Raw genomic sequence first — 22,997 nt, 5'->3', positions numbered from 1 at the left:
TCTGAAATTAGAACGTGATGTCGATGGTCGAACGACGGTTCAGCGGTTCCTTCACGCCGTCGCCAGTAGCGACTGCCGGGGCCGATTCACCCTTCCAGTCAACAGCCAGCTTGGAGCCGTCAACGCCGAGGCCGGCAAGGGCGTCAGCAACGGTCTTGGCGCGGCGTTCCGACAGCTTGATGTTGTAAGCGGCCGAACCGGAGGTATCCGTGTGACCGACGACAACGATACGGGCGGCGTTACCGGCCTTGGCGTAGTCGGCGGCAGCCGAGACGACCGATTGCGCATCAGTGGTCAGGGCGGACTTGTCGAATTCGAAGTACACGATGAACTCGCGGGCTTCATAAGCCGGGGCGACAGGCGCCGGCGGCGGCGGCGGCGGCGGTGCTTCCACAACCGGAGCCGGCTCAGGAGCGGGCGGCGGCGGCGGCGGCGGGGCCGCTTCGGCGCCGAAGGCCCAGCGCAGGCCGACCGTCAGGGTCTGGTCGCTGAACTTGCCGGTGAAGGTTTCAGGCTGAGTCCAGCCATCGGCAATAGCGGCGTTCGACAGCGGCGCAATACCGGCGTTGAACTTTGCCTTGCCAGCGTCGAGGTAACGATAGGTCACATCAAGGCTCAGGCGATCGGAGAGCGCCCAGGCGACACCGGCCAGCAGTTGGTAAGCGCCAACCGTGTCCTTGCCAACCATGCTGAGGTCGGAAACGCCGCCAGCCGGGCTGGTGGACAGTTGGCCGAGCATCTTCGCCTTCACGCTGTCGAGACCGATACCGGCACCGACGAACGGATGGAAGCGCGATTCCGGCATGATGTCATAGTACAGGTTGACCATGACGGTGGTTTGTTCGAACGAACCCTTGGGCGAACCGCAGGCATCGCCGGCGGCGCGGATCACACCGGTGGTGCAGATCGCGGTGTCAACCAGAGCGGCCGAACCCGGATAGGTGCGCGGGAAACCCGTGGCCGAGCTGATATCGCCAGGGCGGTAGCCGCCTTCGAATTCAACGCGCCAGTTCGGGCTGTAACGGTAACCGAGACGGGCGAAGCCGGCCCAGTCGTCGTCGGTCGCCACGTCATAGACGTAAGCGCCGCCGTCAGGCATGGCGCCTTGCGAACGCGCCTTGTAATCCGACTTCCAGTTGTAACCCAGGTCACCGGCTACATACCAGCCGTTAGCCTGTTCGGCAGCAGCGGAACCCGCCACTGCCATCGCAGCGAGAGCAGCGCTCGCTAGCAAAATGTGTTTCATGTTATTGCCCTCTCATGGCCATCCAACGAACAGCCGATCATCTCGGCTGAAACCTTAGTACGACGCTTCATAACTTTACCAGCCCGTTTTGCATAGCACCCAAATGCAACTTTGGTTAAATTCGTGCTGTTTTTTAGCCTCTTTGGCGAGAACTGACACCAGAAAGACACGCTTATGGGATTGAAGCCGTACAATGGCTCATATAGGTCAAACTTGACCGTTAAAAAGCTATAGCGCGCCATCAGCGCATTATAAAAATATCATAAAGAATGTAAAAGGGCTTGCGGTTTTCACAGGCTTTCAGTAGAGACACGCCCTCTGATCGACCCTGGCGGCGCGAGCCGTTCTGAATCAGACGCAAATGACCTTTGTTTTATAAGATTTTTTGCGTAATTCCCCCTTACGGAGAGGTGGCAGAGTGGTCGAATGTACCGCACTCGAAATGCGGCGTAGGTGGAAGCCTACCGTGGGTTCGAATCCCACCCTCTCCGCCATACCACAGCAAAACGGCTCCCCTGACCCAGGGGAGCCGTTTTGCTGTGGTATTTTGGCCGCTGTATTGATGCGCCGCAGCAGAGATGAAAAACACCACATTTAGCCCTTTTTCGCGTCTGACAGCCATTATTTCCTAACCCGGCGCACCACCACCGGCTACCGCAGATACATCACGGCGCAATCGGTCCGCCGAGAGTTGTTTTTGAAAATTTATTGTGACGCAGCACATATGCCTGCCAGTCAACGACGTCGATTATCGGGAATCGAAAGCCACCGGCCTGCGCCTAAAGACGCCACCTTAACGCGATTTGGAGCTGGGTCTGGGCCTGTTGCGGCGACAGACCGTGCGTTGTCCGCGCAGGACGATCACTGATCACACGGAGAGCCTCAATGCCGAGGTCCAGATGATCACCGACCGGCTTCATCCACGCCACGGTGGCGCTGTAGCCGGTTTCGCCATTGTTATCGACCGCTCGCCACGAATGGTCCTTGACCGCGAAATAATCAATGCGTCCCGTCAGGTGCGCGCCATTGTTATAGCTATGCGACAGCAACAGATAGGCCGACTCGAAGCCGGTATCAACGACACGGTAGCCCTGCCCCACCGGCCAGCCGGTTGCGGTCTGCCCGGTCATGTATTGGCTGAGCAGTTCGTCCTTTGCTGTCAGCCGGTAGGCTACGCCGAGATTACAGAAACGCGTCGCCCATCCCCACTGACCGTTGCGCACGGCCATCGGATCGCCTTGATTGTCGTAAAATTCGAGATTGACCGCCACCGGCGCCGGCGGTCGCCAGTCCAGCCGGACATAATAGCCCAGCCGCCCGTCCAGTTCGACCATCGGCTGGCTGGCCGGCGCCTGGTATTCATCGAAAATCCTATACCAGCCCTGATTGTCGCCATCCGGCAGTTTCAATTTGGTGTTTTCGGCGGCGGAGATATCGTGCAGCGCCCAGCCGCGCCAGCTCAGCATAGTCCCAGCCGTATCGTCGCGCGTAAAGCCGCCAACAGTCAGGCCGAGCCTATGCCCGGCGAAGGTTTGCTGCGCATTGATTTCCAGCCCGCGCACCAGCACTTCCTCGCCGATCCACGAATTGATCGCCGAGGGCGTCAGGCTGCGCGGCGTGGTCCAGCCGGTGCCGTCGTGCTCCATCGAGACCGGCGGAAACATCTGGCCAAGGCGCAGGCCATAGCGAAAACCAGATTTCGGCACAGGTTTCCATTGCAGATAGGCTTCCTCGACGCCCACCGGCACTTCGGCGTCGGAAACGCCCTGAAGCAGGACGTAACCCGAAAAGGTATCGGTCAGTTGCGGCTTCCACAGAATGGCCGCCTGGGCGATATCGGCGGCCGCTTCATCGCCATGCCGCAGCTTGCCGAAGCCGCCGTCAAGCCAGCCGCGTTCGCCGTTTGCCTGGCTGAGGCGCAGATCGATCCACGCCGTATAGTTGCCGCTGTCGAACAGGCTGGTTTCCGCCTGGGCCGTGCTTCCATACGCCGCGCCCGCCAGCAACAGCGTGGATATCAAGGCTGGAATACCCCGAACCGCCCCCATTTCGTCAGAGCGCCTTTCGATTGCGATAGGTCGGCATCTGGGTCTTGGTCTCGGCCATGCCGCTGAAATCATTCAGGAAGAGGATCAGGTCACCGAAAGGCATGGGTCTGGCTATGCCGTAGCCCTGGGCGATGTCGCAGCCCATCGATTGCAGCAGGGTAAAGGCCGCCGCTGTTTCCACGCCCTCCGCCGTCACCTTCATGCCGAGGCCGTGCGCCAGGTCTATGGCCGAGCGCACCAGCAGGGCGTCGCGCTGGCCGCTTTCGATCTCCATGATAAAGGAGCGGTCGATCTTCAGTTCGTGCGCCGGGATCTGCTTGAGATAGGCCAGCGACGACAGGCCGGTGCCGAAATCGTCGATGGAGATTTCCAGCCCGCGCTCGACAAAGGTATTGATTGCCGCCAGGCCGATCTTCGGGTCTTCGATGACCGCCGTCTCGGTGATTTCAAGGCAGATCTGCCCCACCGCCTGACCGCAGATGGCGAGCGCCTGGGCATTATAGGCTTCATCGCTGAGCAGGCGGCCGGAATAGTTGATGCTGATATCGAGGTCGAAACCGGCGGATTTCAGGCGCCCCTGATCGGCGATGCAGGTTTGCAGCACCTGGGTGGTCAGGTCGCGGATGGCGCCGGTTTCCTCGGCAATCTGGACGAAACGCTGCGGCGACACATAGCCGCGCTCAGGGTGATTCCAGCGCACCAGAGCCTCCACCGAAATGATCCGGCCTTCACGATAGCTGAACTTGGGCTGATACCACACCTGCAAGGCCTTGCTGGCCAGGGCGGCATACAGCTGATCGGTCAGCAGCAGGGTATCGGCCAGTTCGGAATAGATACGCGGGTCGAACAGGGCGATCCGGGCCTTGCCGGCGCGGGCCTGATCGAGCGCGATCAGGGCGCGTTCGATCATTTCATCCGGCGTCGGCCGGGCATTGGCCATATGGTAGACGCCGAGACTGACCATGACATCCAGGCTCTGGTCTTCGGTGACCTTGATGCGCTTGTCGAGGCGGGCGGCGATGGCGCGAGCCAGCGGCAGGGCCTGCTCGGCCTCACACGGATGCAGGCACAGGCCAAGCGTATCGGCCGACAGGCGGGCGATATAGGCGTTGGCGAAAATACGGATGAGGATATCCTGCAAACGGCCAATCAGCGTGTGGGCATAGGACACCCCCCAGACGGCGCGAATATGGGCGTAGCGGTCGATGCCGATACAGACGACGACCACGCCGTTTTCAATGCCTTTCTCCCGCAAGGCGCCGATATGATCCTCGAAGGCCGAGCGATTGGGCAGGCCGGTGGCCATGTCGCTCTTGGCCAGGCGGGTGATATCGCGTTCGCGGTCCTCGATCGAGATCGCCATATCGTTGAAGGCCGAGGCGAGATCGGCCATTTCATCATGCGTGGTGATCCGCACCTGACCGGGCTTGCCATCGCGCAGGGCGAAGGCGGCGTCCTTGAGCGCCAGGATCGGACGGGTCAGGTTACGCGCCAGATAAAGGCTGGCGGCCACCACCATGCACAGGCCGAACAGCCCGATGCCAAGCAGGGCGGCCAACAGGGGCTGGTAGGATTTCAGCGCCGCCCCCAGCGGATAGCTAAGCAGCAGCACGCTCTTTTGCCGGCTGTCGAGATTGGGCAGGGGCGTGGCGACGGCAATCATGGTGCCGTGGCTGGAAGACACCATGCTGGCGGCCTTGCTTTGCAGGCTCTTGTCGATAAAGAAGCTCAGCGAACTCGGCTTGTAGTCGCTGGTTTGTTCCTGCGGCCCCAGCCACAGGCCGCCGCGCGTCTGGGTCAGGATGCCCGCCTTGATGGGAATCGACGACAGGCCTTGCAGGTTCTGCATTTCGTTATCGTCGAGACGTTGCGCGAAAACGACCCAGCCGAGACGATCAGGCGCCATGACCGGCGCGGCCACCGCCTGATACGGATGGCTGTCGATGGCGATAATACCATTGACGGCGCCGAACTCGTTCTTGTTGCGTAAGGCGTTGGCCAGGTTCTGGCCCAGAGGCCCCTGCTCGCCGGCCATCGGCTTGCCGTCGCTGCCGATCACCAGCCCCGCCTCGACATTCAACCGCGCCTGTAGATTGTCGAAGGCGGATTCGACCGTGAGCGCGTCCTGTGTCGCCAGGGCGGACTTGAAGCCGAAATCGCGTGACAGCAGGACGGCATTGGTTTGCAGGGCGTCCGATTTCAGGGTCCAGATACGTTTGAAAACACTGGCTGAGGCCTGCAACTCCTTCTGCACCGACGTGCGGGCATAGGAGACCACCGCCATATACGAGGCAAGCGCGATCAGCAGCAGGGCCAGGGCGAACAGCCCGCCGAACATCACGGCCAGTTTGGTGCTGAGGCGTTTGAAAATCGGCATGGCTCAGTACTGGCCCGCCGTCGGCGCGATCTGGCGCACCTTGATACTGAAGGTCTGCGCGGCGGCCATTTTTCCTAAGGTGATATTTTTTACCGACTGGTGCTCCGGCGCTTCCAGGGTCGGCTGCCAGACGGCGAGACTGCCGGCGCCTTCCGGCACATTCAGGGTCACGCGGCCATCGGCGCCGGTTGTGGCGTAATACGGCGTATCGACGACGCGGATATAGGCGCTCATCGAATCGTGGATATTGCAGCCGAGCGCCACCGTGCCGGGGCGCCCGAATGTCATGGTGTGGCTCTTGCCCTTGCCGTATAACGGGAATTGAAAGGGCTGGACTGGCGAGAACGAATAGACGTGATGGTTGACGCGATCCAGATTGGGGAAAGCCACCGTCGCCCCGGCCGGAACCGCCAGCACATAGGGGGTGAACCGGACGTCTTTCTGCGCCATGACGAACGCCCTGTTCTTTTCCGCCGCCGGTATAACTGCACCACCAGCCGGCGTCCAGGTCACCACGGCAAAGGCGACCGGCTTGCCCGACGGGCTGTTGACCGCAACGGTCAGGTCAGCCGCCGTAGCCCTGCCGCCGAGCGCGAACAGCAAAATACCAAGAACAGGAAATAGGTGTTTCATACGCTCGGAATATCACAACAGTTATAAAACTCGGTTAAGCATCCATTAGAGACAAAAAGAATTGAAAACCGGTCCGGAGCGGTAAAAAGTGCGCGCATCGCGCCGGCCAAAGTATAGAATTTTCAACAGAGGGAGCCCCACATGAGCATCATGAGACTTAATGAATTCAAGGCATTACCAGGAAAATTCGAGGAATTGATCACCCGGTTTGAAGAGATAGTGGCGCAAATCCGCACAATAGAAGGCAATGAAAGCTGCACGCTCTACCTGAAAGTAGCAGACGGAATTGATGAAGATGACAAGTTGATTGTGCTGGAAGTCTGGAAAGATATTGCGGCGCACAAGAACTCTGTCTCGACAATCGATCCGAAACAGTTTGGGGCGGTCATGGCCCTGCTCAGCGAACGGCCATCCGGACAGTATTATACGGCGACGGACGCATAAAAAACGGCTTCTCAGGCGGTGATGGCGGTTCTATAGGTGTCGTTTTCTTTGTATCGAGACCCTCATGGCCAATTTCGCCAGCGACAATACCGCCCCCGTCCATCCGAAGGTGATGCATGCGCTGATCGACGTCAACAGCGGCAATATGCCGGCCTATGGCAATGATCCGGTCACCGAAAAATTGCAGGAAACGGTCCGCATGGCGTTCGGTGCGCCGCAGGCCCGCCTCTTTCCGGTGTTCAACGGCTCGGCGTGCAACGGCCTGGCATTGGCGCGGATGATCCGGCCCTATGAGTCGATCCTCACCCACCGCCAGAGCCATATCAATAACGACGAATGCGGCCTGCCGGAATTTTTCACCGGCGGCAAGATCATCGGCCTCGAAGGCGAGCACGCCAAACTGACCGTGGCCAGTATCGGCGACCTGATCGCGGCGGCGCGCGGCCATGCGCCGCATACCTCGCGCCCAAAGGTGATCAGCCTGACGCAATCGACCGAACTGGGCACGGTCTATTCGCTCGATGAGCTTAAGGCCTTGTCCGACTTCGCCAGGGCGCACGGGCTGTACATCCATATGGACGGCGCGCGCCTGGCCAATGCCGTGGCCTCGCTCGGCTGCGCACCGACCAAGGTGGTGGCCGGCGTCGATATCCTGTCATTCGGCGGCACGAAAAACGGAGCCATGCTGGCCGAAGCAGCGATCATCTTCAATCCGGCCCTGATCGAGGATTTCGCCTATATCCACAAACGCGGCGGGCAGTTGCCTTCCAAGGCGCGCTATGTCTCGGCGCAGTTGCAGACCCTGCTGGAAAACAATCTGTGGCTGGAGCTTGGCCGTCATGCCAACCGACAAGCGCAGGCCCTGCGCGATGGCCTGATCGATCGCCTGGGGGTCGGCCTGCTGCATCCAGTCGAGGCCAATGAGCTGTTCATCACCCTGCCGAAAGTCATGGCCGACCGGCTGTTCGCCAAAGGCCACCGCTTCTACAACTGGCCGAATGAAGGGCCGGACGCCTACCGCCTGGTCACCAGTTTCGCCACCACCGACGACGATGTAAAAACTTTCCTCAACGACTGCTAACCTCTTGTACCTCCCCACTCGTCGGGGTTTAGCGCCAGCGAAAGTATAGCTTTCGCCAGCTATGGGACCGTCCGGCGCAGCCTTTAGGCGAAGACGGATGGTGGTGGGGTTTCTTACTTTAACGAACACAAACACCATGTCCAAAACCACACCCGGCACATTGATGCTCACCAAACTCGGCATCGCCTTCGATCTGCACCCGTATGACTACGATCCGGACGCGCCGCGCGTCGGCTTGCAGGCGGCGGAAGCGCTCGGTATCGATCCGTCACAGACCTTCAAGACCCTGATGGCCGAGGTCGATGGGAAGCCGGTCTGCGTCGTGGTGCCGTCGGATTGCGAGGTCAGCATGAAAAAGATGGCCGCGGCTTTCCACGGCAAGTCCGGCCACATGATGAAGGTGCCCGATGCCGAACGCCTGACCGGCTACAAGGTGGGCGGCATTTCGCCTTTCGGCCAGCGTAAAGCGACTCCGACAGCGATCGACGAAACGGCGCAACTGTTTGACACGATTTACATAAATGCCGGCCAGCGCGGGCTATTATTGAGCCTCACGCCGGACGATGCCGCACGGTCATTGAACGCACCATTCGTGGATTTGACGGCGTAGCACCCTCTCCTCCCCATTTCTTGAATGGGGAGGTGGCATTGAGCAAAGCGAAATGACGGAGGGGCGCCCCTCCACCGCTTTGCAGTCCCCGGCACCGGCCGGCCGGCTCCCCACTGCGTAGGGAGGAGAAGTAGCCTAACTTCCCCCAAACCAGTTATAGCCCATGTCTTCCCAATAACCGCCAGGATAGACATTGGTGACGAATATCTCGACGATATGCTTGGGGTTTTTGTAGCCCAGCTTGGTCGGCATCCGCAGTTTCATCGGAAAACCGTATTTCGCCGGCAGCAACTGACCGTCGAAGGTAAAGGCCAGCAGGGTCTGGCTGTGCAGGGCGGTCGGCATGTCTATGCTGGTAAAATAACCGTCGGCGCATTTGAAACCGACATATTTGCATGTCGTATCGGCCCCTACCCGCTTGAGAAACTCCGAGAACATCACCCCGCCCCAGCGGCCGATGGCGCTCCAGCCCTCGACGCAGATATGGCGGGTGATCTGTTCCGTATGCGGCAGGGCATAAAGCGCCGGCAAATCCCACGGCCGGCGATCGGATATCTTGCCGGAAAGCTGAAGGCGGAAACTGCCCGGATCAACCACCGGCGCCTTATCGACGCTGTAAAAAGCGTTGAAAGGGAACGGCTCTTTGATATCGGCTTCGGTATAGGTCGGCGCCAGGTTATTCGGGTTGAAGATCACACCTTGCGCGCCATCGTTGAAGCGCGACACGGCCTTTAAAATCTCTTTCACCGAGCCATAGTGATTGAGCGCGATACCGGTGGCGAGCGACAGCCCGCCGAGCGTCAGCACATTGCCTAGCAGACGGCGCTTCGCCGGGTCTTTCAAAAGACCTTCCGCCTCTTTCAGGATCGCCTCTTCGTCAGTCTTGATGTCGTTGTCCATATCAGCGCCCCCACAACATGGCTTTGATGGTCTTCGGCACCAACAGGGCCATGACCACATGCACGACGATAAACGCCACGATCCCGCACATGGCATAGAAATGGATATAACGCGCCGCCTCATAGCCGCCGAGCAGCACCCGCAGCCAGCCGAACTGCACGTTCTTCCACAACACCAAACCGGAGGCAATCAGCACGACGAGATCGGCCATGGCGAACAGATAGGCCAGTTTCTGGATGGTGTTGTATTTGCGGATATCGGCGTGGCTGAGGTGGCCGGTGAGAAAGCCTTTGATATCGCTCCACAATACCTTCGGCGTGATCGGCCAGAACTGCTTGCCACGCCGCGAAAAGATAAACAGAACCGTATAAAGAACAGCGCTGGCGAACAGCACCCACATGGCGGCGAAATGCCATTGTATCGCTCCGCCAAGCCAGCCGCCCAGTGTCCATTTGGATGGAAACAACGGTTCATTGGTGAAGGGCACATAGAGGTGCATGAAGCGCGTGGCGTTATAGATGCGCCAACCGCTCATGATCAGCACGATCACCGCCGCGGCGTTAGCCCAGTGGATGATCCGCAGCCACAGGGGATGGATACTGATCTTGTCCACACGAAGACTCCCGGTTTTGTGTCAGCCTAACATGTATACGACTTGAAACCAAAATCGGTTACCCGCATGGCGGATTATTGACTTGCCGGCGCGCATATGTTGACGTGAACGGAAACAAATCAAGGACGTCATCATGGCTAGGACCGACCATTTCAAGATGATCAACTGGTATCCGCCACTGATCGGCGCCGGTATCAGGGTGATCGACACCGCACCGGATTTCACCGCCATTACGGTCGAGATGAAGCTGCGCTGGTGGAATAAAAACGTCGTCGGCACCCAGTTCGGCGGCTCGCTCTACATGATGTGCGATCCGTTCTTCATGGCCATTCTGATGACCAAACTGGGCCGCGATTACATCGTCTGGGACAAGGCGGCGTCGATCCGCTTTCTCAAGCCCGGCCGCAAATCCGTGCAGGCGCATTTCCATATTCCGCCGGCAGAAATCGCCCGCGTAAAGCTGGAAGCCGATACCAAAGGCAAGCTCGATGCCGAATACGAAGTCGATGTGATCGATACGGACGACGTGATCGTGGCGAAGGTCCACAAGACGCTTTACGTCCGCCGTAAGGATTTCCAGAAGCCGGCTTAAGCCTTGGCGGCTTCGGCCTTTTTCTTCTGCGCCTCGATCAGTTTGGCGGTCTGGGCCTGGATCTGGGCCTTGCGCTGTTCGGCCAGTTCAATCGGGGTCAGCAGGCGGTGCTTGGCTTTATTCATCGGACATATCTTTCAAAAAAGCTCGTATGACAGTTACGCCAGGCAAAGTACAGCTTAGGGCAGCTTCATGCCGCGCATCACCGCCGGTCGGCGGCCGACCTCGGCCAGCCAGTTGGTAATGAACGGCCGCGCCTGGATCAGCGGTTCGACATGATCGGGCACGCGGGTGCGATACTGCTGAATCCACGGATAGATGGCGATATCGGCGATCGAATATTCATCCCCGCCGACATGCTGCGACTCGCTCAGGCGCTTTTCGAGCACATTGAACAGGCGCTCGACCTCGGCGGCGTAACGCTTGACGCCCGTAGGCGTCTGGCCCTTGTCCGACACCACGAACCAGCCAAGCTGCCCCATCATCGGCCCCAGGCCGCCCATCTGCCACATCAGCCACTGGATGACGGTATAGCGTTCGTGCGGCAGGATGGGCACGAAGCGGCCATACTTATCGGCGAGATAGATCAGGATGGCGCCCGATTCAAACAGGCTCAACGGCCCGCCGTCCGCTTCGTCATCGACGATGGCCGGTATCTTGTTATTGGGCGAGATGGCGAGAAATTCCGGCCTGAACTGCTCGTCCTTACCGATATTGACCGGATGGCTCTCATAAGGAATCCCGAGTTCCTCAAGCATGATGGTGGCCTTGCGACCATTTGGCGTACCCCAGGCATAGAGATGTATCATGGTCCGTTCCTCTCGATAATTACCGTCAAAGATAGGCGCTTACCGCCCGCTTGCAAGCCTAAACCGGCCTGAAAACCATCAGCCAGAAGATCGCCACCACCGCCGGGAAGGCCATGCTGCCAAGCGTGATCCACCAGGTGTTCAAAGTCCAGTAGGCCGGCGGCAAGGGCGTATCGCTCGCCAGCGCTTCGGCGGCGAGGCGCTTCATGCGGATCTGCATCCACACCACCGGTAGCCAACAGGCGCCGGCGAATATGTAGAGCGCGAGGGCAGCAGCCAGCCAGCCGGCGCTGAACGTCACACCGGTCAGGTGCATCAGCCACAGACCGGTCAGAGGCTGGATAATGACCGCCGGCGTGGTGAAGCCCCAGTCGGCGATGACCACCGTGCGGGAGGCGAAGGTAATGGCGCGGATATCCTTGCTGAAGTTGGCCATCAGCATGAAGAAGGCCGTGCCGATACCCGTGCCGAACAGCACGGTCGATGACAGGATATGTAACCATTTGACGCAGAGATAAAGCATTGCCGCCGGTCCGCCCTGTGGTAAGATTTTGCGAACAGGAACTTAAACCCCACATGCCCGCGCCGCAATCACAACCTGACGAGACGCCGGCTATCTGGCTGGTTTACGACGGTGATTGTCCCTTCTGTTCAGCCTCCGCCCAGATGGTGCGGATCAAACAGGCGGTGGGGCGACTGCGCATCCTCAACGCGCGTGAGGCGACCAATCATCCACTGATGGCGGAGATCACGGCACAGGGGCTGGACCTCAATCAGGGCATCGCCGTCAAGTTTCAGGACCGGCTCTATCATGGCCGCGACGCCCTGCACCTGCTGGCCCTGATCGGCTCCGAAACCGGCTGGCTCAACCGGTTGAACGTCATCCTGTTTCGCCACAGGAAGACAGTCGATTTCGCCTATCCCTTCATGAAGGGCGTGCGTGATTTGACGCTGAAGGTGCTTGGCCGGACACCGATATGACCTTGCCAATTTTTGCGGAGATATTCGCCGAACAATGGAAAAGCCTGCCACCGGCGCTAAAGGCGCACTACGCCAACCGACCGTTTTCGAATGATCGCGTAACTGTGACGGGCAAGCTGACCATCCGCATGGCCCCCTTATTGCGTCTGTTCTCGCCCCTGCTGAAGGCCTGCAAGATGCTGACACCGTGGGAAGGCATGGATGTGCCCTGCACGGTCGAATTCCGCAGCGAACCGGAGTCGAAAGCGTTCATCTTCGAGCGGCGTTTTGCGTTTCCCGGACGCCCGCCATATGTCTTTCGTTCGAAAATGATCATGCAGCGGCCGCACGAAGTCATCGAATATATGGCGAACGGCGTCGGCTGGCGCTGCGCCTATTATTACGACAAGGACAAGGTACTGTTGCAGCACAGGGGTTATGTCTGGCGGATATTCGGAAGAGACCTGCCCCTGTCATGGCTCGGTGAACTTTTGCTGGGACATGGCGGCGCCTATGAACAGGCGACCGGCGAAAACAGCTTCAAGATGCGCATGGCGCTCTATGGCGGGCTGTTTCAGGCACTGACCGAATACAGTTATGAAGGCGAATTTACCGTGACGGAAGTGAGCCTGCGCGATGGGTGACATACTGATCCTGGGCGGTTACGGCAATTTTGGCAAACGCATCGCCGAGGCCCTGACGCGCCATGGCCTGCCGATATTAGTCGCCGGACGCGATCTCTCGAAAGCCGAGGCCTTGTGCCGTAAACTGCTCAATGCGCGGCCTTTGCAGGTCGATATCCACAGCAACCTCGGCACGGTTCTGGCGGCGGAGAAGCCATCCGTCGTCATCCATACCTGCGGGCCATTCCAGGGCAGCGATTATGAGGTGGCGCGGGCCTGCATCGCCGCTGGCGTTCATTATATCGATCTCGCCGACGGCCGCTATTTCGTCCGCGATTTCAGCGCTCTCGATGTCGAAGCGAAGGCCGCGGGCGTCACCCTGATCAGCGGCGCCAGCACGGTGCCCGGCCTGTCATCGGCGGTGGTCGAGCACCTGAAACCTCAATTCGCCCGCATGGATACGCTCGATTTCGGCATTTCTCCGGGGCAAAAAGCCGAGCGTGGACTGGCCACCACGCGCGCCATCATGAGCTATGTCGGCAAACCTCTGCGCCCCTTCGCCGGACATCCGCAGCCCTATGGCTGGCAGGATACGCACCGGCAGGTTTATCCGGTCATGGGAGATCGCTGGCTCAGCACCTGCGATATTCCTGATCTCGACCTGCTGCCGCCGATCTATGGTTTCCGGTCAATCCGCTTTGGCGCCGGGCTGGAACTGGGTTTCATGCACCTGGGGCTATGGGCCATATCCGGACTGGTGCGCGCGGGCCTGCCGCTTAACTTGTCGGCATTGGCGAAACCGCTGCTGGCGGTCAGTGACTGGTTCAATGTCATGGGCAGTGATGTCGGCGGGATGCACGTCACCATCAGCGGCACGGATCACATCGGCGCGCCGCTCACCCGTTCGTGGTTTATCGTGGCCAAATCCGGCGACGGCCCGCAGATCCCCTGCGTGCCGGCGATTCTTCTCGCGAAACGCCTGCATGAAAAAGACCCCACGCTTGCGCATGGGGCCTTTCCGTGTGTCGGCCTGGTCAGGCTCGAAGACTACCTCGATGAACTCCGGCGCTTCGATATTGAGGTGTTTGAAAAGAACTCCCCCTGATATCAGGGGGAGGTGGCGCTCTTGCGCCGGAGGGGGTTAAACCCAACCTCAATGCAGGCTGATTTTTCCGTAGATAACCCCACCCGGCCTTACGGCCACCCTCCCCTGATATCAGGGGAGGTTCTCACAATCTTAACCGCCCAGGAAGTCGCTCTTGCCGATCGGCACGCCGGAATGGCGCAGGATGGCGTAGGCCGTGGTGACGTGGAAAAACAGGTTGGGGATGGCGAAACCGGTCAGGTAGCTCAAACCGGTGAATTCCATGGTGCGGCTGGGGAATTTCAGCACCACTTCGCGCGTTTCCGAACCAATGAAGCCCCTGGCATCGACCGATTTGACGAAATCGATCGTCTTTTGCAGGCGTTCGTGCAGGTCCGCGAAGGTCGCTTCTTCATCGGCATAGGACGGATTTTCGACGCCACCAAGACGCGCCGCAATGCCCTTGGCCGTATCGCTGACCAGTTGGATCTGCCTGGAGAAAGGCAGCATGTCGAGTGCCAGGCGGGCGTTCAGTACGGTGGCTTCCTTGACGTTTTTCTCCGCGGCCCAGGCCTCGGCCTTGCCGAGTATGGCCTTCAGGTTGGTGAGCGCGTTAAGCACCACCGGCACGGATGCCTTGTACATATCGATTTGAACCGCCTCAGACATATGTTTTCCTCTTGGTGTGTCAGGTAGGGAGGCCTGCATATGGGGTCAGTTGGCCGGCTTGGAAGGCCTGTTCTGCGCAATATATTCAAGTTCGCTCTGGGCGGTCTCGTCATCGGGCTCCAGCTTGAGAGAGTCCTTATACGCCGTCTCGGCTTCATCCCAGCGCTCAAGCTCGACCAGCACATAGCCGCGCTTGCGCAGGGCATTGGCCATCTGCGCATCCGGCAGGTCAGGATTGCGCGCCAGGTAGGCGTCAAGCTGACCGAGCGCCTCGGGGCTGCGATGCAGCGCCGCCAGGGTCAGGGTGTCTTCCATGATCAAGGAATGGTAATTCGGATCGTTGATCAGCCCCTTGGCATAGGCGTCATGCGCCGACTGGAAATCCTCATTCTCGAATTCAATCCAGCCGACGACAAAAGCCAGCAGCGGATAAGGCAAGGCCTCATGCTGCGCCACCTTCGATGCTCCAAATTCCTTTTCATGGCCCTGGATCATGGCCGAAACCGTCAGCACGTCGCTCAGTTCATCCGAATAGACAATGATGCTGTCGCCGCAATGTTCCGGATGCGAAAGTACGTCCGGCGCATGACCGAGCGCCGCTTTCAGATCGGGCAGCCGGGCGTTCAGCTTGTCGATATCGTGCGCCTGCATGAGATCGAGCGCCGACATCGCCAGGGCCTGGTCAGCCTTTTCCTGCGTCGCGTCATGCGTGCGGCACTCGACGATCTGAACATCCGGCAGACGTGGCGTGGCATCCTCCGCCAAGGCCGGTGCGGCCACAAAAAAAGCAGCCGCCATCAGGCCAAACATACGCATCGAAATCATAAATATCCCCCTGTTCTGGATCGTGAACAGACCACACTTCTTTCACTCAGGCAATTACCGTTTCTTATCTGCCACCGCCGCAATTACGCCGTATAACAGGGGGATGAAGTTCCTTCGAATTGTGACGGCGGTCCCTTGAAATTCACAACAGTAACCACTATTGTTACGTTTCAATTTTATGATTCACCCCCTGAAAGAGTTCCAATGACCAAGTTAGCTCTCAAATCCGTCCTGTCCGCCTCGGCCTTCGCTTTCGCCCTGCTGTCCTTCTCGGCGCCGGCCTTCGCCGCCGATACCTACACTCTGGAACCCACCCATACCTCGGTGACGTTCCAGTATACCCACTTCGGCTTCTCGCACCCGACCGGCAAGTTCATGAACGCCGTGGGCACCGTGACGCTCGATGACGCCACCCCTGCCAATAGTTCGGTCGAGGTCTCCTTCGCCATCGATGGCGTCAATACCGGCGTGCCGAAGCTCGACGAACACCTGAAAAGCGCCGACTTCTTCGACGCCGCCAAGTTCCCGACCGCCACATTCAAAAGCACCAGGGTCGAGCCGACCAGCGCCACCACCGCCAAGGTGACCGGCGACCTGACGCTGCATGGCGTCACCAAGCCGGTGACCCTCGATGTGACACTGAACCAGAAGGGGCCGAACATGATGAAGAAGCTCACCGCCGGCTTTACCGCCAAGGGCACGATCAATCGTTCGGATTTCGGCATCAGCACCTATGTGCCAGCCGTCAGCGACCAGATCGATCTCTATATTGAAGCGGAAGCCAACGCTCAGTAAGCGCTGAAAGGAGGTTCGGATGTTGAGATTTGCCGCCATCTGTATTGCGCTTGGCCTCATGGCCGGTTCGGCGCAGGCTGATACCTTGACATTCGAACCCGACCACACCTCGGTCATCTTCCAATATCCACATTTCGGCCTGTCGCATCCATCGGGCAAGATCATGGGCGCTACCGGCACCCTGACGCTTGATCATGATGACCTGACGAAGAGCGCCGTCGATATCACGCTCGATATGACAACCCTGACCACCGCCCTGCCCGCTTTCGACGCCCTGCTGAAAAGCGAGAAATATTTCGCGGTCGCGCAATTCCCTACCGCGACTTTTAAAAGCGCCCAGGTCGAGTTAACCGGCGAGAACACCGCCAACATTACCGGCGACCTGACCATCCACGGCGTCACCCAAAGCGAGGTATTGGCCGTCACCTTCAACAAAAAAGCCTTCAATCCGGCCGTCTTCAAAACAGGCTATGGCTTTTCCGCCACCGCGCATCTCAGCCGCAGGGCTTTCGGGCTGGGCAATCTGGAGCCGATCGTCGGCGATGATATCGACCTGATCATCGACGCCGAAGCCTATTAGCCGCTCAAGCGCCGCCAACCTTTTTTGAAGGCATGGACTCCTCAGGTTTGGAGATTTGAGAGAAATGATTATGACCAGAACCCCGACCGTTTACATTCCTCACGGCGGCGGACCGTGCTTTTTCATGGACTGGAACCCCGCCGGCATGTGGGACAAGATGGGCGCATACCTTAAGCGCCTGCCCTCTGATGTCGGCGAGAAACCCAAAGCACTGCTAATCGTTTCGGCGCATTGGGAAGAGGCCGATTTTACCGTGCAAACCAAGCCGGCGCCGGGCATGTTTTTCGACTATTACGGCTTTCCGCCGCACACCTACGAGCTGAACTATCCGGCGCGCGGCTCCGAAGCCATCGCCGCCCGCGTGCAGGCGCTCGCCGCCGAAGCCGGCATTACGGTCGCCGCCGACAGCCAGCGCGATTTCGACCACGGCGTCTTTATTCCGATGCTGCTGGCCTGGCCCGACGCCGAGATCCCGACCCTGCAACTGTCATTGAAAAAGGGCCTCAATCCGGCGGAACATATTGCGCTGGGCAAGGCCCTGGCGCCTCTGCGTGACGAAGGCGTGCTGATCATTGGTTCGGGCATGAGCTACCATTCCATCCCCCCGCTGATGGGGCGTGGTTCCGGAAGTGGTCCGGTGTCACACGCTTTCGACAACTGGCTGAATGAGACACTGACGGCCGACATCAACGGCCTGAATGAGTGGGCCAGCGCCCCCGGCGCTCATGACTGCCACCCGCGCGAGGAGCACCTGATCCCGCTGATGGTGGCGGCCGGCGCGGCCGATGGCGACACCGTGCGCCGGACCTATCACGAGGATAGTCTAGGCACCACCGGCATCGCCATCAGCGCGTTTCAGTTTGGCTGATTTCATCTTTAAAACTCCCCCTGGTTTCAGGGGGAGTTTTTTTGCTACAGTCCGTCGAAGAGGGCCGTCGACAGATAACGTTCGGCGAAGGACGGGATGATCGCCACAATCGTCTTGCCGGCATATTCGTCCATCACCGCCAGACGGAAAGCGACTTCCAGCGCCGCACCCGACGAAATACCGACCGGCAGACCTTCGACCTGGGCCGATTTGCGCGCCATCGCAAAGGCCGCATCATTGCTGACCGTCTCGACGCTATCGATGACGCCGCGATCGAGAATGGCCGGCACAAAACCAGCGCCAAGTCCCTGGATCTTGTGTGGACCAGGCTCACCACCGGACAGGATCGCCGAAGCTTCCGGCTCAATGGCCACCATCTTTACCGACGGCTTCTTCGCCTTGAGCACTTCGCCCACGCCGCTGATCGTGCCGCCGGTGCCGACCCCCGACACCACCACATCGACCGCGCCATTGGTGTCGTTCCAGATTTCCTCGGCGGTCGATAAGCGGTGAACGAAGGTATTGGCTTCATTCTCGAATTGCTTCGGAATGACGCCGCCCGGTGTTTCTTCCAGCAGTTCCTGCGCGCGGGCCATGGCGCCGCGCATACCCTTTTCGGCGGGGGTCAGTTCGAGGCGCGCCCCCAGAATCAGCAGCATCTTGCGACGTTCGATCGACATCGATTCCGGCATGACGAGAATGCACTTGTACCCCTTGGCGGCGGCGACAAAGGCCAGGGCGATACCGGTATTGCCGGAGGTGGCTTCAATGATGGTGCCGCCGGCTTTCAGCTTGCCGGCCGCTTCCAGCGCCTCGACCATCGAAATGCCGATACGGTCCTTGACCGACGCCATCGGATTGAAGAATTCGAGCTTGGCCAGCACGGTGGCCTTGGCGCCGTATTGCGCTGACAGGCGCGGCAGGCGGATCAGGGGCGTATCGCCCATTGTGTCGAGAATCGAATCAAATATCTTGCCGCGGCCTTTGCGGGCGAGGGAGGATTGAGCATCAGCCATAAGGGGTCTCCAGGTTGTTTTTCTAAATGAACAGGGGATTCCGGGCGATCGCCCCTGCGCGCGTGCGCTTTGTAAACCGCTCGTTAAGACATATCAAAACATCTTATCTCTTCCTGGCTTCCAGAGTAAGGCAAATCACCTCACACTTCGGATCAGTCACACTAAACTGAAGCCCGACCCCAAAGCCTGAACAAGCGAACGGATAAGAAGATGAGCATGGACGATCTGTCAACACCGAACCTGAACAATGCAGAGAACGCCGCTATCGATCCTGCCATGCCGGCACCTTCGGTTCTGGAGATGCACCCGCACGACCTGGCCACCCAACTGGTCGGCAAGCTGTGCCACGATTTCATCTCGCCCGCCGGCGCCATCATGTCGGGCCTCGATCTGCTGGAAGATCCGTCCGCGCAGGATATGCGCCAGGAAGCGCTCAACCTGATCACCGCCTCGGCCAAAAAGATGCTGACCCTGGTGCATTTCGCCCGTGTCGCCTACGGCGCCGCCAGCACCTCGGAAGCCTTCAGCGGCGCCCAGCTTGAAAAAATCCTCAGCGACGTGTTCTCGACCCTGCGCGCCGAACTCGATTTCGCCATTCCGGCCGACATGTTGTTCCAAAAGCCGGCCGCGCGCACCCTGCTCAATCTCGGCCTGCTCGCCAGCAATTCCCTACCGACCGGGGGCAAGGCGACGCTGACCGCCGTGACGAATGACAATGGCCTGACCCTGACGGCCGATGCCGCCGGCCCGCGCGCCCGCCTCAAGGCCGAAGCCATCGAAGGCCTCAAGGGCCTGCCTTTGGGTGATGGCCTGAACGGTCAGTGGATTCAGCCGCACTGGCTGTGGTCTACGGTCAATGAAGCCGGCGGCACGCTCGATTTCACCGCCGAGACTGATCATCTGGTTCTGACGGTCAAGCTGCCGGGTTAAGAAATCTCCTCCCTACGAAGTGGGGAGGTGGCATTTGCGTAGCAAATGACGGAGGGGCGCCCCTCCACCACTGCGTGGTCCCCCTCCCCATTTAAGAAATGGGGAGGAGAAAGCCAGCTAATTCGAGCCCACCAGCACGACGCCGACGAGAATAGCGACATAGTGCAGAACCGCGCCGGTCAGGACGTGACCGTGCCAGATGGCGCGGCGGAATTTCAGTTTTTTCATGGCGTAGAAGATGGTGCCGACGCTGTAGGCCACGCCGCCAAGCGCCAGCAGGATCATGGCCGGCAACGGCACTTCGCGGACCATCGGCCCGATGGCGATCACCACCAGCCAGCCCAAAATCAGATAGAGCACAACCCAAAAGCCCTTGCCCAACCCCGGCAGGAACAACTTGGCCAGGATACCCAGAGCGGCCAGCGACCAGACACCGACGCTCATCCACAAGGCCCAACCGCCTTTCAGCGCCTGGGTGGTGAAGGGCGTATAACTGGCGGCGATCATCAGGAAGATGCCGGCGTGATCGAGCCGGCGCAGCAGCGGTTGCCAGCGCGGCACAGCGAAATTATAGGCCATTGAAAAGGCCAGCATGGCAATCATGCCGAGCGCGTAAATAGTAATGGCGGCGATCCGCCCCAGAAGCCCATGATTGACCGCAAGACCCAGCGCCACCCCGCCGCCGAACAAGGCAAAGGCCAGCGCCACGATATGCACGATGAGGTCGGCATGGCGCGCCCATCTGGTGGGGTAGTGCGATAGTTTTTCGGTTAGTTTCTCGATGGTCATGATGTGTATTTTAGGCCTTTGACAGCGGTCTTCCCAATCACAATTTTGCGTTTTGCAAGGGGATAAAATCTAACGTTTACGTAAGCGGAAAATGAGGTGAAGTAAAGGCCGGCCCCATCAAGAAAGGTGACGTGTTCTTTCGATGCGACTTGCCTCTGTAACTCTGGCGGTTATATGTCGCATTGGGCCTCCCTGCCCCAAAGACGCCCCCAGAGATATAAGCATGACCTCCGCCAAAACCACCCTTACGCCGGCGCTTGTCGGTCTGTTCTCACTTGTCTGCGGCGTTATCGTCGGCAATCTCTATTATGGCCAGCCGATCATCGCCCTGATCGCGCCCGATGTCGGGCTGTCCGATCATGCGGCGTCGCTGATCGTTTCGTTGACGCAGATAGGCTACGGCCTCGGTCTTTTGTTCATCGTGCCCCTGGCCGACCGGATGGAAAACCGCCGGCTGATCATGATCCTGCTGGCAGCGTCCTTCATCAGCCTGCTCATGGCGGCGCTGGCCACCAATGGCAGCCTGTTCCTCATCGTTTCGCTGCTGATCGGCGTGGCCGCCGTCGCGGTACAGGTGCTGATACCCCTGGCGGCGCATATGGCTCCGGATGAAACGCGTGGCCGCATCGTCGGCAATATCATGGGCGGACTGGTGCTTGGCATCCTGCTGTCGCGGCCGCTCTCCAGCCTGATCGCCGATCATTGCGGCTGGCGCGCCGTCTATTTCACCGCGGCCGCTTTCATGGTGCTGATGGGCGGATTGCTGGCCCTGAACCTGCCATCGCATCAACCGACCCACAGGACCACCTATGTGCGGCTGATCCATTCATTGACGGTTCTGTGGCGCGCCCATCCGAGCTTACGTCTGCGCACCTTTTTTCAGGCCTGCATGTTCTGTGCGTTTTCATTGTTCTGGACCGTGGCGCCGCTCGAGCTGGCGCGACGTTTTCATCTGACGCAAACCCAGATCGCCCTGTTTGCCCTGGTAGGGGCCACCGGCGCCCTGGCCGCACCGCTCAGCGGCCGGCTGGCCGATGCCGGCCATACGGTCAAGGCGACCTTTGCCGCGCTGGCGGTGGGTTCGGCGGCGATGCTGATTACACTCCTGCCGTCGATGCGCGGCGTCATCGTGCTGGCGCTGCTGGGCGTGGTGCTCGATTTCTGCGTTCAGATGAACATGGTGCAGGGCCAGCGTGCCATCTATGCGCTCGATCCGCTCAGCCGGGGCCGCCTGAATGGCATCTATATGGCCGGCATCTTTACCGGCGGCGCCATCGGTTCGGCGGTGGCCAGTTCGTTGTATGGCAGCGGCGGCTGGGCATATGTGGCCCTGGCCGGCGGTCTCGCGCCGCTGTTGGCGCTGGGCGTTTTCGCGCTGAATTATAAGCGGGCCTAAACCACCTCGTCCGGCGCAAGGGCGCAAGGGTGCGCGCCGTCGCTCATTTCGATCTGCACCGTGGCATGGATAATGCCGTGATGGTGTTCCAGTTCTTCGGCCAGTTCGTGCAGGAAATGATCGCCCGGATGACCGCCTGGCATGGTCAGGTGCGCGGTCAGGGCCACCTCGGTCGTGCTCATCCCCCAGATATGCAGGTCATGCACGTCGGTAACGCCCGGTTGCCCGGCGAGAAAGGCCTTGACCTTGGCAAAGTCGATATGCGGCGGCACGCCCTGAAGCGACAGCCGCACGGAATCGCGCAGCAGGCCCCAGGTGCCCCAGACGATGACCACCGACACCGCGATACTGAGCAGCGGATCGAGCCACCCCCAGCCGGTCAGCAGCATGACGAGGCCCGCAATCACCACCGCGGCCGAGACCACCGCATCCGCCGCCAGATGCGCGAAAGCCGCCTTGATATTCAGGTCCGATTGTCCCTGCACAAACAACCAGGCCGTAAAGCCGTTGACCAGGATACCCGCGCCAGCCACCCACATGACCAGATCGCCTTGCACCGGTTCATGCGATGAAAAGCGCTGCACCGCTTCCCAAACAATGCCGCCGACCGCCACCATCAACAGGATAGCGTTAAACAAAGCCGCCATGATCGAGGCGCCGCGAAAGCCGTAAGTAAAACCGGCGACCGGCTTCTTCTTCGCCAGCCACCACGCCGCCCAGCTTAGAATGAGCGAAATGACGTCGCTGAAATTGTGACCGGCGTCGGCCAGCAAGGCCAGCGAATTGGCTTTCAGGCCGTAGATCACCTCGGCGAGGATAAAGGCGGCATTGAGCGCCGCCGCCCATAGAAAGCGCGTGCCGAAATCGGTTGGCGCATGAGAATGCCCATGCCCCCCATGCGAATGGCCGTGGTCATGAGATTGCGCGTGATGATCGTGGGCCATACGGACTCGCTGAAATATGGAAGAATTGAGCTTAGGCCGCCGTTTTGGAGAAGACCAGAGGCGGCAGGAAATAAATATCGAAATCAATGAGTTAGAATATTATAACATCACATTTGACGCACCCTTACAGCCATGCCATTTGTGCAGGCACAAAACAGGGAAACC

26 protein-coding genes and 1 tRNA gene are annotated in these 22,997 nt (G+C 59.6%); 13 read left to right on the top strand and 14 right to left on the bottom strand.

What is annotated here, in order from left to right:
* Positions 1-7 precede the first annotated feature (7 nt).
* Positions 8-1,246 carry an OmpA family protein gene (locus tag VL130_RS07190; RefSeq protein ID WP_325362067.1) on the bottom strand — a complete coding sequence of 413 codons (1,239 nt, stop codon included), beginning with the start codon at positions 1,244-1,246 and terminating at the stop codon, positions 8-10.
* Between the two features lie 404 nt (positions 1,247-1,650).
* On the opposite strand from VL130_RS07190, the gene VL130_RS07185 reads away from it, so the two are divergent.
* Positions 1,651-1,740: transfer RNA gene (locus VL130_RS07185), tRNA-Ser, on the top strand.
* A 285-nt stretch (positions 1,741-2,025) separates the two neighbouring features.
* Here the strand turns inward: VL130_RS07185 and VL130_RS07180 are convergent.
* The 3 genes from VL130_RS07180 to VL130_RS07170 are packed head-to-tail and all read right to left on the bottom strand — an operon-like array spanning position 2,026 to position 6,304.
* Entirely contained in the window at positions 2,026-3,267 is a 1,242-nt protein-coding gene (locus VL130_RS07180) for a hypothetical protein (protein ID WP_325362066.1), read from the bottom strand.
* 31 nt (positions 3,268-3,298) lie between these two features.
* On the bottom strand, positions 3,299-5,671 hold the full coding sequence (locus tag VL130_RS07175) for a bifunctional diguanylate cyclase/phosphodiesterase (RefSeq protein ID WP_325362065.1): 2,373 nt from the start codon (positions 5,669-5,671) through the stop codon (positions 3,299-3,301).
* A 3-nt stretch (positions 5,672-5,674) separates the two neighbouring features.
* Positions 5,675-6,304 carry a hypothetical protein gene (locus VL130_RS07170; RefSeq protein ID WP_325362064.1) on the bottom strand — a complete coding sequence of 210 codons (630 nt, stop codon included), beginning with the start codon at positions 6,302-6,304 and terminating at the stop codon, positions 5,675-5,677.
* A 141-nt stretch (positions 6,305-6,445) separates the two neighbouring features.
* Here VL130_RS07170 and VL130_RS07165 point away from each other — a divergent pair, with 141 nt between their 5' ends.
* The 3 genes from VL130_RS07165 (at position 6,446) to ybaK (ending at position 8,439) form a co-directional block, all read left to right on the top strand.
* The gene (locus VL130_RS07165) at positions 6,446-6,748 is read left to right on the top strand and encodes an antibiotic biosynthesis monooxygenase family protein (RefSeq protein WP_325362063.1); all 303 of its coding nucleotides are present in this window, start codon (positions 6,446-6,448) and stop codon (positions 6,746-6,748) included.
* A 64-nt stretch (positions 6,749-6,812) separates the two neighbouring features.
* Positions 6,813-7,829: a threonine aldolase family protein gene (locus VL130_RS07160; RefSeq protein ID WP_325362062.1), complete on the top strand. Its 1,017-nt coding sequence runs from the start codon at positions 6,813-6,815 to the stop codon at positions 7,827-7,829.
* Between the two features lie 136 nt (positions 7,830-7,965).
* Positions 7,966-8,439 (top strand): Cys-tRNA(Pro) deacylase, encoded by a 474-nt coding sequence (ybaK, locus tag VL130_RS07155; protein ID WP_325362061.1) that lies wholly within the window; start codon positions 7,966-7,968, stop codon positions 8,437-8,439.
* Between the two features lie 135 nt (positions 8,440-8,574).
* Here the strand turns inward: ybaK and VL130_RS07150 are convergent, their stop codons facing one another.
* Positions 8,575-9,339, bottom strand: coding sequence for a molybdopterin-dependent oxidoreductase (locus tag VL130_RS07150; protein ID WP_325362060.1), 765 nt, complete (start codon positions 9,337-9,339; stop codon positions 8,575-8,577).
* 1 nt (position 9,340) lies between these two features.
* Complete coding sequence (locus tag VL130_RS07145; RefSeq protein WP_325362059.1) at positions 9,341-9,952, bottom strand: cytochrome b/b6 domain-containing protein; 612 nt, start codon at positions 9,950-9,952, stop codon at positions 9,341-9,343.
* 133 nt (positions 9,953-10,085) lie between these two features.
* On the opposite strand from VL130_RS07145, the gene VL130_RS07140 reads away from it, so the two are divergent.
* A complete protein-coding gene (locus tag VL130_RS07140) occupies positions 10,086-10,544 on the top strand; it encodes a DUF4442 domain-containing protein (RefSeq protein WP_325362058.1) in 459 nt (152 codons plus the stop codon).
* On the opposite strand, the gene VL130_RS07135 is transcribed toward VL130_RS07140, so the two are convergent.
* From VL130_RS07135 to VL130_RS07125, 3 genes are read right to left on the bottom strand one after another with little or no spacing between them, the layout of a single operon-like run.
* Positions 10,541-10,669: a hypothetical protein gene (locus VL130_RS07135; RefSeq protein WP_325362057.1), complete on the bottom strand. Its 129-nt coding sequence runs from the start codon at positions 10,667-10,669 to the stop codon at positions 10,541-10,543. The genes VL130_RS07140 and VL130_RS07135 overlap by 4 nt on opposite strands.
* 54 nt (positions 10,670-10,723) lie before the next feature.
* The gene (locus tag VL130_RS07130) at positions 10,724-11,353 is read right to left on the bottom strand and encodes a glutathione S-transferase family protein (RefSeq protein ID WP_325362056.1); all 630 of its coding nucleotides are present in this window, start codon (positions 11,351-11,353) and stop codon (positions 10,724-10,726) included.
* A gap of 58 nt (positions 11,354-11,411) precedes the next feature.
* A complete protein-coding gene (locus tag VL130_RS07125) occupies positions 11,412-11,876 on the bottom strand; it encodes a DUF2269 domain-containing protein (RefSeq protein WP_325362055.1) in 465 nt (154 codons plus the stop codon).
* Positions 11,877-11,929: 53 nt separating this feature from the next.
* Between VL130_RS07125 and VL130_RS07120 the strand changes: the two genes are divergently transcribed.
* From VL130_RS07120 to VL130_RS07110, 3 genes are read left to right on the top strand one after another with little or no spacing between them, the layout of a single operon-like run.
* Entirely contained in the window at positions 11,930-12,334 is a 405-nt protein-coding gene (locus VL130_RS07120; protein WP_325362054.1) for a DCC1-like thiol-disulfide oxidoreductase family protein, read from the top strand.
* Positions 12,331-12,957, top strand: a complete 627-nt coding sequence (locus VL130_RS07115; protein ID WP_325362053.1) for a DUF4166 domain-containing protein — start codon at positions 12,331-12,333, stop codon at positions 12,955-12,957. The genes VL130_RS07120 and VL130_RS07115 overlap by 4 nt, the downstream gene beginning before the upstream one ends.
* Entirely contained in the window at positions 12,950-14,041 is a 1,092-nt protein-coding gene (locus VL130_RS07110; RefSeq protein WP_325362052.1) for a saccharopine dehydrogenase family protein, read from the top strand. Before VL130_RS07115 ends, VL130_RS07110 begins: the two co-directional genes overlap by 8 nt.
* A 132-nt stretch (positions 14,042-14,173) precedes the next feature.
* Here VL130_RS07110 and VL130_RS07105 read toward each other — a convergent pair whose 3' ends face one another.
* Both VL130_RS07105 and VL130_RS07100 read right to left on the bottom strand, forming a co-directional pair.
* The gene (locus tag VL130_RS07105; protein ID WP_325362051.1) at positions 14,174-14,689 is read right to left on the bottom strand and encodes a DUF1993 domain-containing protein; all 516 of its coding nucleotides are present in this window, start codon (positions 14,687-14,689) and stop codon (positions 14,174-14,176) included.
* A gap of 45 nt (positions 14,690-14,734) precedes the next feature.
* Positions 14,735-15,514 (bottom strand): tetratricopeptide repeat protein, encoded by a 780-nt coding sequence (locus tag VL130_RS07100; protein WP_325362050.1) that lies wholly within the window; start codon positions 15,512-15,514, stop codon positions 14,735-14,737.
* Positions 15,515-15,718: 204 nt separating this feature from the next.
* On the opposite strand from VL130_RS07100, the gene VL130_RS07095 reads away from it, so the two are divergent.
* The 3 genes from VL130_RS07095 to VL130_RS07085 all read left to right on the top strand — a co-directional run bounded on the left by VL130_RS07095 (position 15,719) and on the right by VL130_RS07085 (position 17,757).
* Positions 15,719-16,309 (top strand): YceI family protein, encoded by a 591-nt coding sequence (locus VL130_RS07095; RefSeq protein ID WP_325362049.1) that lies wholly within the window; start codon positions 15,719-15,721, stop codon positions 16,307-16,309.
* A 19-nt stretch (positions 16,310-16,328) separates the two neighbouring features.
* Positions 16,329-16,889 carry a YceI family protein gene (locus VL130_RS07090; protein ID WP_325362048.1) on the top strand — a complete coding sequence of 187 codons (561 nt, stop codon included), beginning with the start codon at positions 16,329-16,331 and terminating at the stop codon, positions 16,887-16,889.
* Positions 16,890-16,959: 70 nt separating this feature from the next.
* Positions 16,960-17,757, top strand: a complete 798-nt coding sequence (locus VL130_RS07085; protein WP_325362047.1) for a class III extradiol ring-cleavage dioxygenase — start codon at positions 16,960-16,962, stop codon at positions 17,755-17,757.
* Between the two features lie 44 nt (positions 17,758-17,801).
* Here the strand turns inward: VL130_RS07085 and cysK are convergent, their stop codons facing one another.
* Positions 17,802-18,773: a cysteine synthase A gene (gene cysK / locus VL130_RS07080; protein WP_325362046.1), complete on the bottom strand. Its 972-nt coding sequence runs from the start codon at positions 18,771-18,773 to the stop codon at positions 17,802-17,804.
* Positions 18,774-18,989: 216 nt separating this feature from the next.
* On the opposite strand from cysK, the gene chpT reads away from it, so the two are divergent.
* The gene (chpT, locus tag VL130_RS07075) at positions 18,990-19,703 is read left to right on the top strand and encodes a histidine phosphotransferase ChpT (protein WP_325362045.1); all 714 of its coding nucleotides are present in this window, start codon (positions 18,990-18,992) and stop codon (positions 19,701-19,703) included.
* Between the two features lie 117 nt (positions 19,704-19,820).
* On the opposite strand, the gene trhA is transcribed toward chpT, so the two are convergent.
* Positions 19,821-20,492, bottom strand: a complete 672-nt coding sequence (gene trhA / locus VL130_RS07070) for a PAQR family membrane homeostasis protein TrhA (protein ID WP_325362044.1) — start codon at positions 20,490-20,492, stop codon at positions 19,821-19,823.
* Between the two features lie 223 nt (positions 20,493-20,715).
* Here trhA and VL130_RS07065 point away from each other — a divergent pair, with 223 nt between their 5' ends.
* Positions 20,716-21,888, top strand: a complete 1,173-nt coding sequence (locus VL130_RS07065) for an MFS transporter (protein WP_325362043.1) — start codon at positions 20,716-20,718, stop codon at positions 21,886-21,888.
* On the opposite strand, the gene VL130_RS07060 is transcribed toward VL130_RS07065, so the two are convergent.
* On the bottom strand, positions 21,885-22,832 hold the full coding sequence (locus VL130_RS07060) for a cation diffusion facilitator family transporter (RefSeq protein WP_325362042.1): 948 nt from the start codon (positions 22,830-22,832) through the stop codon (positions 21,885-21,887). The genes VL130_RS07065 and VL130_RS07060 overlap by 4 nt on opposite strands.
* Positions 22,833-22,997: the final 165 nt, after the last annotated feature.

Source organism: Asticcacaulis sp. (assembly GCF_035497195.1).
In the GTDB taxonomy this organism is placed as follows: Bacteria; Pseudomonadota; Alphaproteobacteria; order Caulobacterales; family Caulobacteraceae; genus Asticcacaulis.
This window is presented reverse-complemented; position numbering and strand designations above follow the sequence as displayed.

Coding starts and splice junctions, on each gene's coding strand:
- cysK (WP_325362046.1), bottom strand. CDS start 18,773: ATGGCTGATGCTCAATCCTCCCTCGCCCGCAAAGGCCGCGGCAAGATA.
- chpT (WP_325362045.1), top strand. CDS start 18,990: ATGGACGATCTGTCAACACCGAACCTGAACAATGCAGAGAACGCCGCT.
- VL130_RS07090 (WP_325362048.1), top strand. CDS start 16,329: ATGTTGAGATTTGCCGCCATCTGTATTGCGCTTGGCCTCATGGCCGGT.
- VL130_RS07065 (WP_325362043.1), top strand. CDS start 20,716: ATGACCTCCGCCAAAACCACCCTTACGCCGGCGCTTGTCGGTCTGTTC.
- VL130_RS07160 (WP_325362062.1), top strand. CDS start 6,813: ATGGCCAATTTCGCCAGCGACAATACCGCCCCCGTCCATCCGAAGGTG.
- VL130_RS07120 (WP_325362054.1), top strand. CDS start 11,930: ATGCCCGCGCCGCAATCACAACCTGACGAGACGCCGGCTATCTGGCTG.
- VL130_RS07165 (WP_325362063.1), top strand. CDS start 6,446: ATGAGCATCATGAGACTTAATGAATTCAAGGCATTACCAGGAAAATTC.
- VL130_RS07105 (WP_325362051.1), bottom strand. CDS start 14,689: ATGTCTGAGGCGGTTCAAATCGATATGTACAAGGCATCCGTGCCGGTG.
- trhA (WP_325362044.1), bottom strand. CDS start 20,492: ATGACCATCGAGAAACTAACCGAAAAACTATCGCACTACCCCACCAGA.
- VL130_RS07170 (WP_325362064.1), bottom strand. CDS start 6,304: ATGAAACACCTATTTCCTGTTCTTGGTATTTTGCTGTTCGCGCTCGGC.
- VL130_RS07175 (WP_325362065.1), bottom strand. CDS start 5,671: ATGCCGATTTTCAAACGCCTCAGCACCAAACTGGCCGTGATGTTCGGC.
- VL130_RS07140 (WP_325362058.1), top strand. CDS start 10,086: ATGGCTAGGACCGACCATTTCAAGATGATCAACTGGTATCCGCCACTG.
- VL130_RS07110 (WP_325362052.1), top strand. CDS start 12,950: ATGGGTGACATACTGATCCTGGGCGGTTACGGCAATTTTGGCAAACGC.
- VL130_RS07115 (WP_325362053.1), top strand. CDS start 12,331: ATGACCTTGCCAATTTTTGCGGAGATATTCGCCGAACAATGGAAAAGC.
- VL130_RS07125 (WP_325362055.1), bottom strand. CDS start 11,876: ATGCTTTATCTCTGCGTCAAATGGTTACATATCCTGTCATCGACCGTG.
- VL130_RS07135 (WP_325362057.1), bottom strand. CDS start 10,669: ATGAATAAAGCCAAGCACCGCCTGCTGACCCCGATTGAACTGGCCGAA.
- VL130_RS07190 (WP_325362067.1), bottom strand. CDS start 1,246: ATGAAACACATTTTGCTAGCGAGCGCTGCTCTCGCTGCGATGGCAGTG.
- VL130_RS07085 (WP_325362047.1), top strand. CDS start 16,960: ATGACCAGAACCCCGACCGTTTACATTCCTCACGGCGGCGGACCGTGC.
- VL130_RS07150 (WP_325362060.1), bottom strand. CDS start 9,339: ATGGACAACGACATCAAGACTGACGAAGAGGCGATCCTGAAAGAGGCG.
- VL130_RS07060 (WP_325362042.1), bottom strand. CDS start 22,832: ATGGCCCACGATCATCACGCGCAATCTCATGACCACGGCCATTCGCAT.
- ybaK (WP_325362061.1), top strand. CDS start 7,966: ATGTCCAAAACCACACCCGGCACATTGATGCTCACCAAACTCGGCATC.
- VL130_RS07100 (WP_325362050.1), bottom strand. CDS start 15,514: ATGATTTCGATGCGTATGTTTGGCCTGATGGCGGCTGCTTTTTTTGTG.
- VL130_RS07095 (WP_325362049.1), top strand. CDS start 15,719: ATGACCAAGTTAGCTCTCAAATCCGTCCTGTCCGCCTCGGCCTTCGCT.
- VL130_RS07130 (WP_325362056.1), bottom strand. CDS start 11,353: ATGATACATCTCTATGCCTGGGGTACGCCAAATGGTCGCAAGGCCACC.